Source organism: Paractinoplanes lichenicola (assembly GCF_016785085.1).
Lineage (GTDB): Bacteria > Actinomycetota > Actinomycetes > Mycobacteriales > Micromonosporaceae > Actinoplanes > Actinoplanes lichenicola.
Genome location: NZ_JAENHO010000005.1, coordinates 92,499 through 107,010 on the forward strand (window position 1 = coordinate 92,499; position 14,512 = coordinate 107,010).

Genomic DNA, 14,512 nt, shown 5'->3' on the forward strand with positions numbered 1-14,512 from the left:
GTCCAGGTTCTATACGGTCAGCTTGGCGGTGAGGCGGGGGTCGTCGAGGGCGTGGGCGGCGATTACGCGGTAGTCGCCCGGGCGGCGCGCCCAGCTGTCGTTCTCCCAGATCTCGAACGTGCGGGGCGGCAGCGGGATCCGGACGGTCACCGTCTCCGAAGGCAGGGCCTCGACGTTCTCGAAGCCGGCCAGCCAGCGTTCCGGCCGCGACGGGTCTACCGGCGACGGTCCGACGTAGAGCTGCACGACCTCGCGACCGGACCGGGCGCCCGTGTTGGTCAGCGTGATCACGGCCTCGGTCTCGGTGACGGTCATCTCGTCGTACTGCCACGTCGTGTAGCCGTGGCCGTGGCCGAACGCGTAGAGCGGCGCGACCCCCGAGCGCAGCCACCCCCGATAACCCACAAAGACCCCTTCCTCGTACGTCACCACGCCGTCGCGCGGCTCGATCGCGAGCACCGGGCAGTCCTCCTCGCGGCGGGGCCACGTGGTGGGCAGCCGGCCGCCGGGTTCGGTTGTTCCGAGCAGCACGTCGGCCAGGGCGGCCCCCGCCTCCTGGCCGGGGAACCAGGTCAGCAGCGTCGCGGCGACCTCGTCCGACCAGGGCATGAGCACGGGGGAGCCGGCGTTGACGACCACGACCGTACGGGGGTTGGCCGCGGCGACCCTCGACACCAGCTCGTCCTGGCGGCCGGGCAGGGCCAGCGACGTACGGTCGAAGCCTTCGGACTCGACCTGCTCGGTGGTGCCCACGACGATCACGGCCACGTCGGCGCCCGCGGCCAGCTCGACCGCCTCGGCGATCAGGCCGTCGGCGTCGGGGCCGGGCGGGCGGTGACCCAGCGTGCTCGACACCGTGTGGGCCAGGCCGCGGGCGATCGTCTGCCGCAGCACGACCGGCACCGCCACGCCGGCCTCCAGCGTCGCCGTGACCCGCTGCTCGCGCGGGGACAGCAGCAGGTCGGCGCGGGTGGCGCCCGGCGGGTGCAGGGTGCCCTCGTACAGCGAGGTGCCGTTGACAAGCAGCTCGAAGGTGCCGAATCCGGAGACCGCGAACGTGTGCTCGCCGCCCTCGAGCGGGGTGAACGTGGTCTCGAGGCGGATCTCCTCGACGTCGGCCGGGTCGAGACCGCCGGGCAGCGAGCCGATCCAGCGCAGCGCGGTCGTCTCGAGCTCGAGGGTGTGACTGCCGACGGTCGCCGTGGTGGGGGCCCAGCCGGGGCCGTGCGCGGCGGGCAGGAACGGGCGCGGGTCGGCGCCGACCGCGTATTCGACGTCCACACCCGACAGCGCCAGCTCGAGCCCGGTCAGCGGGGAGATCACGTGCGGCGGGGAGACCTGGGCGCTGCCGCCGCCGAGCACCCGGGCGTCGGTCGCCAGCGCGCCGATCACGGCCACCTTGGTCAGCGCGGCCGGCTCCAGCGGAAGCGTGTAGTTCTCGTTGCGCACCAGCACGAACGACCGGGCCGCGACCTCGCGGGCGATCGCGTCACCGTCCAGCTCCGCCGGGGGTGTCACGGCCGGGCCACCGTCGAGCACGCCGACCCGCTGAGCCAGGCGCAGCACCCGGCGCACCTTGTCGTCGATCGATTCCTCGGGCACTTCCCCAGCCCGTACGGCGGAGACAAGCTTCTCGCCCCACGGGCTCTCCAGCGCCGGCATCGCGATGTCCAGCCCGCCCAGCGCGGCGCCGGTCGTCGAGCGCGCGGCCCGCCAGTCCGACACCACCACCCCGTCGAAGCCCCACTCGCGCTTGAGGATCTCGTCCTGGATCCGGCCGTTCTGGGCCATCGAGTGCCCGTTCACCCCGTTGTAGGCGCTCATCACGCCCCAGCCGCCCGACTCGACGACCCGCTCGAACGGCGCCAGATAGATCTCGCGCAGCGCCCGCTCGCCGATCCGGACGTCGACCTCCATCCGGTCGGTCTCGAAGTCGTTGCCGACCAGGTGCTTGACCGTCGTGCCGACGCCGTGCCGCTGCACCCCGCGCACGAAACCGACCGCGATCTCGCCGCTGAGCAGCGGGTCCTCGGAGTAGCACTCGAAGTGGCGGCCGCCCAGCGGGGTGCGCTGCAGGTTCACCGTGGGCCCGAGCAGCAGGTGCACACCCTTGCGGCGCGACTCCTGCCCCAGCAGCTGCCCGGCCCGCTCGGCCAGCTCCACGTCCCACGCCGCCGCGAGCGCGGTCGGGCTCGGCAGCGCGATCGACGGGTCGTCGGGAGCCCAACCCACCCCCCGTACGCCGATCGGCCCGTCCGACATCACCAGCGAGCGCAACCCGATCCGCTCGATCGCCGGCAACGACCAGAAGTCCTGGCCGGCGAGCAGTGACACCTTCTCCTCGAGGGTCAACCGCGCGATCAGGTGCTCGACATCCGTCATGGAAGCGCTCCCATCCTCAATGCCTGTCGGTGCCCACCTTAAGATCGCCAGGATGGAGAACCACTGCCTGACCCCGGCCGTCCGGTGACCGCCTCCGCCCGCTACGAGCGGGTCGTCCGCAAGGCCCAGGCCGACGGTCGCGTCCCGGCGATCTCGGTGGCCCTGCACCGGGCCGACCGTGAGCCGTGGGTGTTCACCGTCGGTGACTCCGGCAACCCCGATCATCCGCTGGGCGCCGACACCCGGTTCCGGATCGGGTCGATCACCAAGACCTTCACCGCCGTGCTCGTGCTGCAGTGCCGCGACGAGGGGCTGCTCGACCTCGACGACCCGATCGCCAAGCACCTGCCCGTGCCGGCGCACGGCGACGCCCTGATCCGGCGGCTGCTGTCGCACACCTCCGGGTTCCAGCGGGAGCCGTACGGGGACATCTGGGACACGCTGCGGGCGCCCGACGCCACCGAGGTGCTGGCGCAGCTCGACCGGGCCGAGCGGGTGCTGCCCAACGCCCGCCGCTACCACTACTCCAACCTCGGGTTCGCCGTGCTCGGCCAGCTCGTCGCCAAGCTGCGCGGCGGCACCTGGGCCGAGATCGTGGCCGACCGGGTGCTGGGGCCGCTGGGGCTGACCGCGACCACGCTGAACCCGCCGGCGCAGTCCGCGGTCGGCTACGTGGTGGACGACTTCTCCGACGCGGCCCGCCCCGAGCCGCAAACCGACCTGGGCGGGGTCGGCCCGGCCGCCCAGCTGTGGAGCACCGCGGGCGACATGGCCACCTGGGGCGCCTTCCTGGCCCACCCGGCCACCGTCGACCCGGACGGCAAGGTGCTGGGCGCGTCGACCGTCGACGAGATGCGCTTCCCGGCCACGGTGACGCACGACTCGGTCTGGCAGGCCGGCTTCGGGCTCGGCCTGATCATCGAGCCGCAGTCGCGCTGGGCCACCCACGTCGGGCACGACGGCGCGATGCCGGGGTTCCTGGCCTCCGCGTACGGGCGGCGGGGTGGGGAAGGCGTGCCGGACGGGCTCGGCGCGGCGGTGCTCGGGTCGTCCGGCACCTCGCGGGTGATCGGCGACGTCGTGCACGAGCTGCTCCGGCTCGCCGTCGAGCTGGACCCGGCCGACATCAAGCCGTGGACGATCGCCGCTCCGGCGCCGCGGGAGTACCGGTCGATCCTGGGCCACTGGTACAGCGAAGGCACCCCGTTCGTCTTCTCCTGGCACGACGGGGCGCTGCGGGCCAAGCTGGCCGAGCTGCCGGTCGACTCGCCGCCGTCGATCTTCGAGCCGGTCCCGGGGCAGGCGGACGTGCTGCGTACGGTCAGCGGGCGCGAGACGGGGGAGCTGCTGCGGCTGACCCGCGACGAGTCGGGTGCCGTCGTCCGGATGCACTGGGCGACCTATCGCGTGACCCGGGCGCAGGAGGGCTTCGACGGTGGCTTGGCCTCCGACGGTTATTCATGAATCACGCGTGAGTGAGGCCGTCCCATTTCCGGCGATAATGGCATCGGCGTTGGGACGGCGGAGCGGATACGATGGGCCGATCCTTCAGTACGCCGTCCACCCCGGGCGACGAAGAGTGTGAGAGCAGGTGGCGGAGGCCCTCAGGGCCGCCCTATGACCGGTACGCCGAACCCTTCCAGCGCAGGCTCCGACGGCGCGGCGCGGGTGCAGACCAAGATCTCGGTTTCCGACCCGAAGATCATGGTGAACCTGCTGGGTGCCAAGGACGAGATCCTGCGGCTCATCGAGCGAACTCTCGCCAGTGACGTGCACGTGCGCGGCAACGAGATCACCATCACCGGTGACCCGGCCGAGAACGCCACCGCCGAACGCCTCTTCTCCGAGCTGATCGAGCTCATCGAGCGGGGCGAGACGCTCAGCGTCGACTCCGTGCGCCGCACCGCGGCCATGCTCGAGGACGCGACGGCCGAACGGCCCGCCGAGGTCCTCACCCTCAACATCCTGTCCCGGCGCGGCAAGACGATCCGGCCCAAGACCCTGGGTCAGAAGCGCTACGTCGACGCCATCGACGAGAACACGATCGTCTTCGGCATCGGCCCCGCGGGCACGGGCAAGACGTATCTGGCGATGGCCAAGGCCGTCCAGGCCCTGACGGCCAAGCAGGTCAGCCGCATCATCCTGACCCGCCCCGCGGTCGAGGCCGGCGAGCGGCTGGGCTTCCTGCCCGGCACGCTCAACGAAAAGATCGACCCCTACCTGCGCCCGCTCTACGACGCGCTGCACGACATGCTCGACCCCGAGTCGATCCCCCGCCTGATGGCCGCGGGCACGATCGAGGTCGCCCCCCTGGCCTACATGCGGGGTCGCGCGCAACCACTCACGGCCAACGTGCTGACTCCGGACGGCTGGCGGCAGATCGGCGAGCTGCAAGTCGGCGACCTGGTCGTGGGCTCGGACGGACTGCCCACACCCGTGCTCGGCGTCTTCCCCCAGGGGAAGAAGCAGGTCTATCGGGTGACGACGCAGGACGGTGCGTCGACGCTGGCCTGCGGCGAGCACCTCTGGACGGTTCGCACAGTCGACGACCGGAGCCACGGTCGTCCCGCGCGGGTGCTGCAGACGCAGGACATGATCGGCAAGCTGCGCCGCGGCGCCGTCCACCGGTATCAGCTTCCGCTGGTCGACGCGGTGGAGTTCGTTCCGCAGGACGTGCCGATGGACCCGTACGCGCTGGGTCTGTTACTCGGTGACGGCTGCCTGACTACGGCGACCACGCCGTCGTTCGCGACCAACGACCCCGAGCTGGCCGAGGCGCTCGACGCGGCCCTGCCCGGGATCACGTTGTCCCGGAAGACGGAGGTCGACTACATCCTGCGGCGGTCGGAAGGCGGCCGCGGCGGGGTGATCACCGCCAACCCGGTCACCGCCGTGCTCCGCGAGCTGGAACTGGCCGGTACCCGGTCGGACACCAAGTTCGTACCGGAGCGCTACCTGATGAACAGCGCCGCGGTGCGCCTCGCAATGCTGCAGGGCCTGCTCGACAACGACGGCGGGCCGGTCACGCAGGCCGGTCGCACGTGCCGCGTGCAATACACGACCTGCTCCGAGCGGCTCCGCGACGACGTGATCTTCCTGGTCCGCTCACTCGGCGGCACAGTCACCTGGCGGGCGAGGCCGGCCGCCGGTCGCAAGCCGGGCCTGGCCAAGGGGCGTCCGGTCGAATACCGGCACGATGCGTACGTGCTGGAGATCCGGCTGCCCGAGACCGTGGAGCCGTTCCGGCTGGAGCGCAAGCGCGAGACGTACGCCCTGGCCGGCAGCGGGCGTCCGATGCGGTTCATCCACTCGATCGAGCCCGAGGGCGAGACCGAGACCGTCTGCATCCAGGTCGCGGCCGAGGACTCGCTCTACGTGACCGACGACCTGATCGTCACCCACAACACCCTCAACGACGCGTTCATCATTCTTGACGAGGCGCAGAACACGACTCCCGAGCAGATGAAGATGTTTCTGACGCGGCTGGGGTTCGGGGCCAAGATCGTGGTCACCGGTGACGTCACGCAGGTCGACCTGCCGGGCGGCACGACCAGCGGTCTCAAGATCGTTCGTGAGATCCTGCAGAATGTCGAGGACGTGCACTTCGCCGAGCTGTCCAGCTCCGACGTCGTCCGTCACCGGCTGGTCGCCGAGATCGTCGATGCGTACGCGCGGTACGACGCCGATCAGGAGCAGGCCGCCACACAATCCGTCCACGCCGTCCCCGGTCGTGCCGCCAGCGGTGGCCGTCCCGGGCGTAGGCGCTGAATCAAGGGGTAATCGCACCGCTATGTCCATCGAGATCGCCAACGAGTCGGGAGTCGAGGTCGACACCGACGCGATCCTCGCGGTGGCCCGGCACGCCCTCGACGAGATGGGGGTCAACCCGCTCGCCGAGCTGTCGATCCTGCTCGTCGACATCGACTACATGGCCGAGCTCAACCATCGCTGGATGGGTGGTGACGGCCCGACCGACGTGCTCGCGTTCCCGATGGACGAGGGCAGCGTCGACCACGGTCCCGGCGAGGCGGGCACGGGGGAGCCGGCGCTGCTCGGCGACATCGTGCTCGCCCCCGAGGTGGCCGCGAAGCAGGCCGCCGCGGCCGGTCACTCGGCTGCCGACGAGCTGCACCTGCTGACCGTGCACGGTGCGCTGCACCTGCTCGGTTACGACCACGCCGAACCCGAGGAGGAGCGCGAGATGTTCGCCCTGCAGAACAGGCTCCTCCAGAGCTGGCGGGCCGGACGGGCCGGCTAGCCGTGGACCCCGCCAATACATTCGCGGCAGGTGCGGCCTCCGCCGGCCTGCCGGACGTGCAGCTGATCGTCGTCGCCGTCGCGCTGGTCTTCCTGGCCGGCCTGGCCTCGATGGCCGACGCCGCCTTGGGCTCGGTCTCCACGGCCCGCGCGGCCGAGATGGCCCGCGAGGGCGAGCGGGGCGCCTCGGCGCTGGCCGCGATCGCCTCCGACGTCGTCCGCCACCTCAACCTGCTCCTGCTGCTGCGCCTGCTGTGCGAGCTCACCGCGACGACGCTGATCGCGCTGGTGGCCGTCGACAGCTGGGGCATCGGCTGGACGGCGGCGCTGGTCACCGCGGGCACGATGACCGTGGTCAGCTTCGTCGTGGTCGGTGTCGCGCCGCGCACAGTGGGGCGCCAGCACGCGTACGCGGTGGGTCGTGCCGCCGCGCCGCTGGTGCGCTGGCTCGGCAAGGTGCTCAACCCGCTGGCGTCGCTGCTGATCCTCATCGGCAACGCGGTGACGCCGGGCAAGGGCTTCCCCGAGGGGCCGTTCGGCAGCCAGGTCGAGCTGCGCGAGCTGGTCGACCTGGCCGAGCAGCGCGGCGTCGTCGAGCACGGCGAGCGCGAGATGATCCACTCGGTGTTCGCGCTGGGTGACACGATCGCCCGCGAGGTGATGGTGCCGCGCACCGAGATGGTGTGGATCGAGGCCCCGAAGACGCTGCAGCAGGGGCTCTACCTGTTCCTGCGGTCCGGCTTCTCGCGCATCCCGGTGATCGGCGAGAGCGTCGACGACGTGCTCGGCGTGCTCTACCTCAAGGACGTCATCAGGCGTACGCAGAACGGCGACCCGGCGTCGACGGCGCAGGCGGTGGCCGACCTGATGCGCCCGGCGACGTTCGTGCCCGAGTCGAAGCCCGTCGACGACCTGCTCTCCGAGATGCAGGCGGCCCGCAGCCACGTGGTGATCGTCGTGGACGAGTACGGTGGCACGGCCGGCCTGGTCACCATCGAGGACATCCTCGAGGAGATCGTCGGCGAGATCACCGACGAGTACGACGTCGAGCGCCCGCCGGTCGAGCACCTGGAGGACGGCGCCGTCCGGGTCACGGCCCGGCTCCCGATCGAGGATCTCGGCGAGATCTACGGGGTGGAGCTGCCGGCCGACGAGGTCGAGACGGTCGGCGGCCTGCTCGCGCAGACGCTGGGCCGGGTGCCGATCCCCGGCGCCCAGGTCGACGTCGGCGGTCTGCACCTGGTGGCCGAGGGCACGACCGGCCGCCGCAACCGGATCGACTCGGTGCTGGTGCGCCGGATCGAGCCGGTCGAGACGCCCGACACGACTGACGACACCGACACCGAGACAGAGGAAAGACAGCACGCTGATGCCTGAGACCGACACCGCCTTGAGCGCTGAGGACACCAAGCTGGTCACCCTGGCGCGGAGCGCCCGCGCCCGGGTGGGTGCGGCCGAGGGCGCGGCGGTCCGCGACCAGGACGGCCGCACCTATGCGGCGGCCACGGTGGCGCTGCCCAGCCTGTCGGTCAGCGCGCTGCAGCTGGCGGTGGCGTCGGCCGCGTCGTCCGGCGCCACCCTGATCGAGGCGGCGGCGGTGGTCACCGAGGCGGCCGAACTGGAGAACGAGGGGCACGCCGCGGTGCGCGACCTGGCGCCGACGTCCCCGATCCACGTGGCCGACCCGACGGGCGCCCTCCGCGGCACGGTCACCGCATGAGGCCCGGCATTCACTTCGCCGTTGTCGCGACGAACGGGATCGGCGTGGCATGACCGACGACGACAGCAAGCCCCGCTCCACCCCCTCCAACCCCGCCACCTCCCGCTCCTCCTCCACCTCCCGCTCGACGGGTGATCTGGCCTCGCGTTCGGGTTCGGTGTCGCGTTCGGCGGATGATCGGTCGGCGCGTTCGACGGGTGATCGGGGGTCGCGTTCGGGTTCGGCTTCGCGTTCGGTGGCTGACCGAGCGTCGCGTTCGGCTTCTTCCTCGCGGTTGGCCGGTGACCGAGCGTCGTTTTCGGGCTCGGCGGGGGAGCGAGGTTCGCGTTCCTCTTCTGACAGCTCTGCTTCCGGCTCGTCCGGGGAGGGGCGGCGGTTGACTGCGGGGGAGCGCAACGAGCTCCGTCGGCAGGAGCGGCGTGCTGCCCGGCGGGCCGAGGACGCGGCCGGTGGCCGGGGCGGAGCCGGGGCCGCGCGCGGTGCTGCCGGTGGCCGGGGCGCAGCCGGCGGCGGGCGCGGTGGAGCCGGTGGTGGTCGGAGTGCCGGGGCCGGGGCGCGGAGCGGTGCCGGTGGGCGCGGCGGGGCCGGGGATGGGCAGGGTCGCGGTCGGGCGGCCGGCTTCCCAAGCGCGAGTGAGCCGGGGCGCAAGCCGCGGGCCGGTGGGGAGCGGGGGCGCGACGGGCGCGCGAAGGGCGCCGCACGGGACGCATCCGGTGAGGGAGTCACGCCGCGTACGGGAAATGGGAATGGGACGGCGCGCACTCATCGTCACCGTGAGGCGGGGCGGGTTGTTCAGGATGACGTTTATCGCGCGGGATTCGCGTGTTTTGTCGGGCGGCCGAATGCCGGCAAGAGCACGCTGACCAACGCGATCATCGGACAGAAGATCGCTATCACGTCGAACAAGCCGCAAACGACCCGGCACGTCATCCGGGGCATCGTGCATCGCGAGAACGCGCAGCTCGTGCTGGTCGACACGCCGGGTCTGCACCGGCCCCGCACGTTGCTGGGCGAGCGGCTCAACGATCTGGTGCGCGAGGTGTGGAGCGAGACCGACGTGATCGGGGTCTGCTTCCCGGCCGACGAGCCGGTGGGGCGGGGCGACCGGTTCATCTCGTCCGAGCTGGCCGAGCTCAAGGCGACCGTGATCGCGGTGGTGACGAAGGTCGACCTGGTCGACCCGGGCACGCTGGCCAAGCATCTGCTGGCCGTCAGCGAGCTCTACGACTTCGCCGAGATCGTGCCGGTGAGCGCGGTCTCCGGGCATCAGGTCCAGACGCTGGTCGATGTGCTGGTCAAGCATCTGCCGGAGTCGCCGCAGCTCTACCCGGACGACGTGCTGACCGACGAGCCCGAGCAGGTGCTGATCGCCGAGCTGATCCGCGAGTCGGCGCTCGAGGGGGTGCGCGACGAGCTGCCGCATTCGATCGCGGTGCTCGTCGAGGAGATGATGGTCGAGGGCGGCCTCACCAAGATCTATGCCGATCTCTATGTGGAGCGCGACAGCCAGAAGTCGATCGTGATCGGGTCGCGCGGCGTCAGGTTGAAAGAGGTCGGCAGTCGCGCCCGTGCGGAGATCGAACAATTGCTGGGCACCCGGGTGTATCTCGATCTTCATGTCCGGGTAGCGAAAGAGTGGCAGCGTGACCCCCGTCAGCTGCGTAAGCTCGGTTTTTGATCATTCGCGAATGCAGGTGGCGAGAATTTAAACCTGGTAATGCGTCGATTATGGGATAATTCACGCTGGTTTGCGGGTTTAGTTCGGACTGGGTAACAACGAGTTCCATGCGCAACCGGTACCTGGATCTGCTGCGAGCAGTCGCAACCGTCCGGGTCGTGGTCTATCACTCGACCGGCTGGGCGGCCCTCACGATCGTCTTCCCGGCCATGTCGGTGATGTTCGCGCTGGCCGGTTCGATGATGGCGGCGTCGCTCGACCGTTACGGCCCGTTCGCGGTCGAGCGCCGGCTTCACCGCCTGCTGCCGGCGCTGTGGGTGCTGGCCGCGGTCGCCGTCCCCACGATGCTCGCGGTCGGCATGGCGTGGGACTGGCAGGTGCTGCTGTGGGCGTTCCCGATCGTCGATCCGCCCGCCGAGGGCTTCTGGCTCCAGGGCCTCGCCGCGATGTGGTATTTGCGCGATTTCCTGTGGTTCGTCCTGCTCTCGCCGCTGCTCCTGCCCCTGTTCCGCCGGTTCCCGCTGACCACCCTGGCTTTCCCGTACGGGGCCCTGGCCGTGATCACCTTCGCCGGCCTGACCCCGCCGGTGATCGTGCGTGACCTGGCCCTCTACGGCGCGGCCTGGCTGCTCGGCTTCGCCCACCACGACGGATTGCTGGCCCGCCGCCGGCCCGCGCAGCCCGCGGCGGCCGCCACCGGTCGCGGCGCGGCGCTGGCCCGCTACCGCTGGTGGATCGCCGGGGTCTTCGCCGCGACCGGTGCGGCCTGGGCGCTGACCCATCCCGGCCCGCGCGGGCTCGACCTCAACGACATCCCGCTGGCCAACGCCCTCTGGTCGGCCGCGTTCATCCTGGTCGTGCTGGGCGTCTCCCCGCAGGTCGCCCCGCGCCGGATCCTCACCGTGCTCAACGCCCGGGCGCTCACGATCTATCTGTGGCACGTCCCGCTGATCATCGCCGTGGTCCGCCTGGCCGAGGCGACCGGCCTGCCCGTGCAGGGCTGGGTCGGCATCTCGTGGCGGCTGGCCGTGGTGGCCGCGCTGCTGGGCCTGGTGGTGCTGGCCGTGGGCTGGGTCGAGGACATCTCGGCCGGCCGCCGCCCCACGCTGATCCCGGGCCGCACCCGCCGCGTCGCGCCCGTCTCCCCGGCCCCCGCGGGCGCCGGCGACCTCACGCGGCCCCGCGCCACCACCTCCTAGCGGGCCCGCACGACGAGGGGCTGCGAGACCTGCCCGATCGCGCCGTCGAAGTCGTAGAGCTCGCCCGACGTCAGCCCCAGCCCGTCGTCGCTGAGCGCCGTCCGGCAGGCCAGGTGCACCCACTCGCCTGCGGCCGGGCGCAGCAGCGTGGTGGTCATGGTCGGCGGAATCGAGAGCCACTTGTCCATCGGCAGCACCGCCGACAGCCCGTTCGCCGAGTCGGCCACGATCAGCGCCCGGTCCTGGCCGTCGAGCTCGTGACCGTCGATCAGCGGCATCCGCACCCGGGTCCAGACGTGGGTCTCGCTGTCGGCCCGGCCCAGCTCGCCCTTCGACACCCGCCACTCGGTGGCCAGCCCGTAGCCCCACTCCGCCATGCCGGGGAAGACGTTCTCGCCCTCGGGCAGCGGGTCGGCGTGGTCGGCCGGGGTCGTCACCGGCGGGGTCGGGCCGGGGGCGAGATGCCAGGCGCGGGCGGTCACCGCGACCCGGCCGTCGATCACCATGCGGGCCTCGTTCAGCGTCGTCAGCCGGCCCGGCTTGAGCGGGGAGACCTCGACCCGCAAGTCGCGGCGCGGGATCGGGCCGAGGAAGTCGACCGAGATGCGCGCCAGCCGCTGCCCCTCGACCGCGAGCAGCCGGCCGAGAAGCGCGGCGGGCGGGCCGCCGTGCTGCATCTCGGTGTCCCACGGGCTCTCGGTCGAGCGGGTGGGCCGGAACTGGTCGTCGCCGAGGGGCAGATAGAAGCTCATGCCCCGATCATGCCGCGCTGACCATCGCGTCCCCACTGGCGGTGCGCAGATTGAGCACGTTCTTGGCGTCGGGGTCGCTGACCAGGCCGCTGACGTTGGCGTCGCCCGAGCCGGTGCGGGTCTCGATCCGATAGCTGCCCGTGGGCACCCGCACCTGCACGTCGCCGCTGGTCGTCTGGGCCGTCACCGAGGCCGGCGCGCTAAGCCCCGCGCTGATGTCGCCCGAGGTGACCTTGAGGGTCAGCGGGCCGGCCGAGTCGATCACGTTGATGTCGCCGGACGTGGACTGGATGTCGACGGCGCTCTTGGCGTTCATCACCCGCATGTCGCCCGAGCCGGCCCTGATCTTGACCTTGCCGGCCGGGTCCATGACGTTGACGTCGCCCGAGGTCATCTTGACGTCGGTGTCGCCCACGGCCTCGAGCGAGATGTCGCCCGACCGGAACTCGCCGCTCACCTTCACGCCGGCCGGAGCCACGATCTCGTACGACACGAAGCAGTCGTGCCCGCAGGAGCTGTCGATGAGCAGCTTGCTGCCGTCGAGGCGGTAGGACTCGCCGGGGTCGCTGGTGCTGCGCCGGATGATGCGCTTGATGTTCGTCTCGGTCACGTCGGCGGTGCGGATCGCGACGTTGCCGGCGCCACCGTCGAGCCGGATCTCGGTGATCTTGGTCTTCTCGGTGTCGTCGAAGGTCATCCGGGCCCCGATCACTCCGGCACACCCCGTCAGGGTCGCGGCCGCCGTGGCGGCGATCAGGGTGATGACTCCGGCGCGCCGGGCGAGTGTCGCGGTCATGGTGATGACGCTATGACCCGGCCCGGTGCGGGCACCATCGGTCCTGTCACTGACCGACCCCCGAGATGACCCTGAGACCGGCTCAGGGTCGGCCGTACCCGGAAGCCGGTCTTGTCGCACCCAGGGGGCAGAATGACGGGGTGCCAGCCGCCGGATACCGCCGCCACCTCTACCGCGACGACGCGGTCGTGCTGCGTGTGCAGAAGCTCGGCGAGAGCGACCGCATCATCACATTGCTCACCCGCCGCCACGGCCGGCTGCGGGCGGTGGCCCGCGGCGTCCGGCGCACGTCGTCGCGCTTCGGGGCCCGGCTCGAGCCGTTCGGCCACATCGACCTGCAGCTCGCCGGCTCGCCCGAGGGGGTGGGCAGCTCGCTGCATTCGGTGAGCCAGGTCGAGGCGGTCGCGCTCTACGGCAAGCAGTTCCTCACCGACTATCCGCGCTACACGGCGGCCAGCGCGATCGCCGAGACCGCCGAGCGGCTCACCCCGGTCGAGCGCGAGCCCTCGCTGCGGTTGTTCCAGCTCACCCTGGGCGCGCTGAAGGCGCTGTCGATCGGCGAGCACTCGAGCAGCCTGGTGCTCGACGCCTATCTGCTGCGCGCGATGGCCACGGCCGGCTGGGCGCCCGCGATCGCCGAGTGCGCGGTCTGCGGCACGGCCGGCCAGCATGCCGCCTTCTCGGTGCCGGCCGGCGGCGCGGTCTGCCCCGACTGCCGCCCGCCCGGCGCGGCCCACCCGGCCCCGGCCACGCTCGGCCTGATGAACGCGCTGACCGTGGGCGACTGGGTCGTGGCCGACGCGAGCGAGCCGCCGGTGCGCCGCGAGTGCAGCGGCCTGGTCGCCGCCCACCTGCAATGGCACATGGAGCGGGCGCTGCGCTCGCTCCCGCTGGTCGATCGACGGGAGAACCCATGACGCCGCGTCCGCCCACCCCGCACCTGTCCGGCGCGACCCCGCCCGAGCTGCCCAAGGCGGCGCTGCCCAAGCATGTGGCGATGGTCATGGACGGCAACGGCCGCTGGGCCAAGGAGCGCGGGCTGTCCCGCACCAAGGGGCACGAGCAGGGCGAGTTCTCGCTGTTCGACACCATCGAGGGCGCCATCGAGCTGGGCATCCCCTACCTCTCGGCATATGCGTTCTCCACCGAGAACTGGAAGCGCTCGCCCGAGGAGGTGCGCTTCCTCATGGGCTTCAACCGCGACGTGATCCGCCGCCGCCGCGACCAGCTGGTCGACCTGGGCGTGCGGGTGGTGTGGTCGGGGCGCCGGGGCCGGCTGTGGAAGAGCGTGATCTCCGAGCTCGAGACGGCGCAGGAGATGTCGAAGCACAACAAGACGCTGACCCTGCAGTTCTGCGTCAACTACGGCGGCCAGGCCGAGATCGCCGACGCCACGGCCGCGATCGCGCGCGACGTCGCGGCGGGCAAGCTCAAGGCCGACCGGGTCAACGAGAAGACGATCGAGAAATACCTGTATCACCCCGAGGTGCCCGCGGTCGATCTGTTCCTGCGGCCGTCGGGCGAGCAGCGCACGTCGAACTTCCTGCTCTGGCAGTCGGCGTACGCGGAGATGGTCTTCCTCGACACCCTGTGGCCCGACTTCGACCGCCGCCACCTGTGGTATGCCTGCGAGCTGTATGCGAGCCGCGACCGGCGCTTCGGCGGCGCGATCCCCAACCCGGTGAGCCCGACATGAGCCGGCCAGCCGCCCGCGGCCAGCGGCCCGGG

At 71.5% G+C, this 14,512-nt stretch carries 10 protein-coding genes and 3 pseudogenes; 10 read left to right on the forward strand and 3 right to left on the reverse strand.

The window, feature by feature from the left end; translation table 11 throughout:
• Positions 1 to 9: 9 nt before the first annotated feature.
• Positions 10 to 2,382, reverse strand: a complete 2,373-nt coding sequence (locus tag JKJ07_RS17745; protein ID WP_202992708.1) for a beta-glucosidase family protein — start codon at positions 2,380 to 2,382, stop codon at positions 10 to 12.
• Positions 2,383 to 2,466: 84 nt separating this feature from the next.
• Here JKJ07_RS17745 and JKJ07_RS17750 point away from each other — a divergent pair, with 84 nt between their 5' ends.
• The 8 genes and pseudogenes from JKJ07_RS17750 (at position 2,467) to JKJ07_RS17780 (ending at position 11,236) form a co-directional block, all read left to right on the forward strand.
• Positions 2,467 to 3,846, forward strand: a complete 1,380-nt coding sequence (locus JKJ07_RS17750; protein ID WP_202992709.1) for a serine hydrolase domain-containing protein — start codon at positions 2,467 to 2,469, stop codon at positions 3,844 to 3,846.
• A 153-nt stretch (positions 3,847 to 3,999) separates the two neighbouring features.
• A pseudogene (locus JKJ07_RS49930) lies at positions 4,000 to 4,713 on the forward strand (PhoH family protein); the annotation flags it as partial.
• 1,074 nt (positions 4,714 to 5,787) lie between these two features.
• Positions 5,788 to 6,150, forward strand: a pseudogene (locus tag JKJ07_RS49935) (PhoH family protein); the annotation flags it as partial.
• A gap of 22 nt (positions 6,151 to 6,172) precedes the next feature.
• Complete coding sequence (gene ybeY, locus JKJ07_RS17760; protein WP_184953150.1) at positions 6,173 to 6,640, forward strand: rRNA maturation RNase YbeY; 468 nt, start codon at positions 6,173 to 6,175, stop codon at positions 6,638 to 6,640.
• Between the two features lie 56 nt (positions 6,641 to 6,696).
• Positions 6,697 to 8,016, forward strand: coding sequence for a hemolysin family protein (locus JKJ07_RS17765; protein WP_438871425.1), 1,320 nt, complete (start codon positions 6,697 to 6,699; stop codon positions 8,014 to 8,016).
• Entirely contained in the window at positions 8,009 to 8,359 is a 351-nt protein-coding gene (locus JKJ07_RS17770; protein ID WP_202992712.1) for a cytidine deaminase-like protein, read from the forward strand. Before JKJ07_RS17765 ends, JKJ07_RS17770 begins: the two co-directional genes overlap by 8 nt.
• Before the next feature lie 805 nt (positions 8,360 to 9,164).
• A pseudogene (gene era, locus JKJ07_RS49940) lies at positions 9,165 to 10,037 on the forward strand (GTPase Era); the annotation flags it as partial.
• 107 nt (positions 10,038 to 10,144) lie between these two features.
• Positions 10,145 to 11,236 (forward strand): acyltransferase family protein, encoded by a 1,092-nt coding sequence (locus JKJ07_RS17780; RefSeq protein ID WP_202992714.1) that lies wholly within the window; start codon positions 10,145 to 10,147, stop codon positions 11,234 to 11,236.
• Here JKJ07_RS17780 and JKJ07_RS17785 read toward each other — a convergent pair.
• Entirely contained in the window at positions 11,233 to 11,988 is a 756-nt protein-coding gene (locus JKJ07_RS17785; RefSeq protein ID WP_202992715.1) for a thioesterase family protein, read from the reverse strand. The two genes, JKJ07_RS17780 and JKJ07_RS17785, sit on opposite strands and share 4 nt — an antisense overlap.
• Before the next feature lie 7 nt (positions 11,989 to 11,995).
• A complete protein-coding gene (locus JKJ07_RS17790; protein ID WP_202992716.1) occupies positions 11,996 to 12,784 on the reverse strand; it encodes a DUF4097 family beta strand repeat-containing protein in 789 nt (262 codons plus the stop codon).
• Between the two features lie 140 nt (positions 12,785 to 12,924).
• Here JKJ07_RS17790 and recO point away from each other — a divergent pair, with 140 nt between their 5' ends.
• Together recO and JKJ07_RS17800 are read left to right on the forward strand one after the other, a co-directional pair.
• Positions 12,925 to 13,701, forward strand: coding sequence for a DNA repair protein RecO (recO, locus tag JKJ07_RS17795; protein ID WP_202992717.1), 777 nt, complete (start codon positions 12,925 to 12,927; stop codon positions 13,699 to 13,701).
• Complete coding sequence (locus JKJ07_RS17800) at positions 13,698 to 14,480, forward strand: isoprenyl transferase (protein WP_202992718.1); 783 nt, start codon at positions 13,698 to 13,700, stop codon at positions 14,478 to 14,480. Before recO ends, JKJ07_RS17800 begins: the two co-directional genes overlap by 4 nt.
• Positions 14,481 to 14,512: the final 32 nt, after the last annotated feature.

Bases quoted from the DNA above. Each gene is read 5' to 3' on its own strand.
- JKJ07_RS17745 (WP_202992708.1), bottom strand. From the start codon at position 2,382: ATGACGGATGTCGAGCACCTGATCGCGCGGTTGACCCTCGAGGAGAAG.
- ybeY (WP_184953150.1), top strand. From the start codon at position 6,173: ATGTCCATCGAGATCGCCAACGAGTCGGGAGTCGAGGTCGACACCGAC.
- JKJ07_RS17770 (WP_202992712.1), top strand. From the start codon at position 8,009: ATGCCTGAGACCGACACCGCCTTGAGCGCTGAGGACACCAAGCTGGTC.
- JKJ07_RS17780 (WP_202992714.1), top strand. From the start codon at position 10,145: ATGCGCAACCGGTACCTGGATCTGCTGCGAGCAGTCGCAACCGTCCGG.
- JKJ07_RS17785 (WP_202992715.1), bottom strand. From the start codon at position 11,988: ATGAGCTTCTATCTGCCCCTCGGCGACGACCAGTTCCGGCCCACCCGC.
- JKJ07_RS17790 (WP_202992716.1), bottom strand. From the start codon at position 12,784: ATGACCGCGACACTCGCCCGGCGCGCCGGAGTCATCACCCTGATCGCC.
- JKJ07_RS17800 (WP_202992718.1), top strand. From the start codon at position 13,698: ATGACGCCGCGTCCGCCCACCCCGCACCTGTCCGGCGCGACCCCGCCC.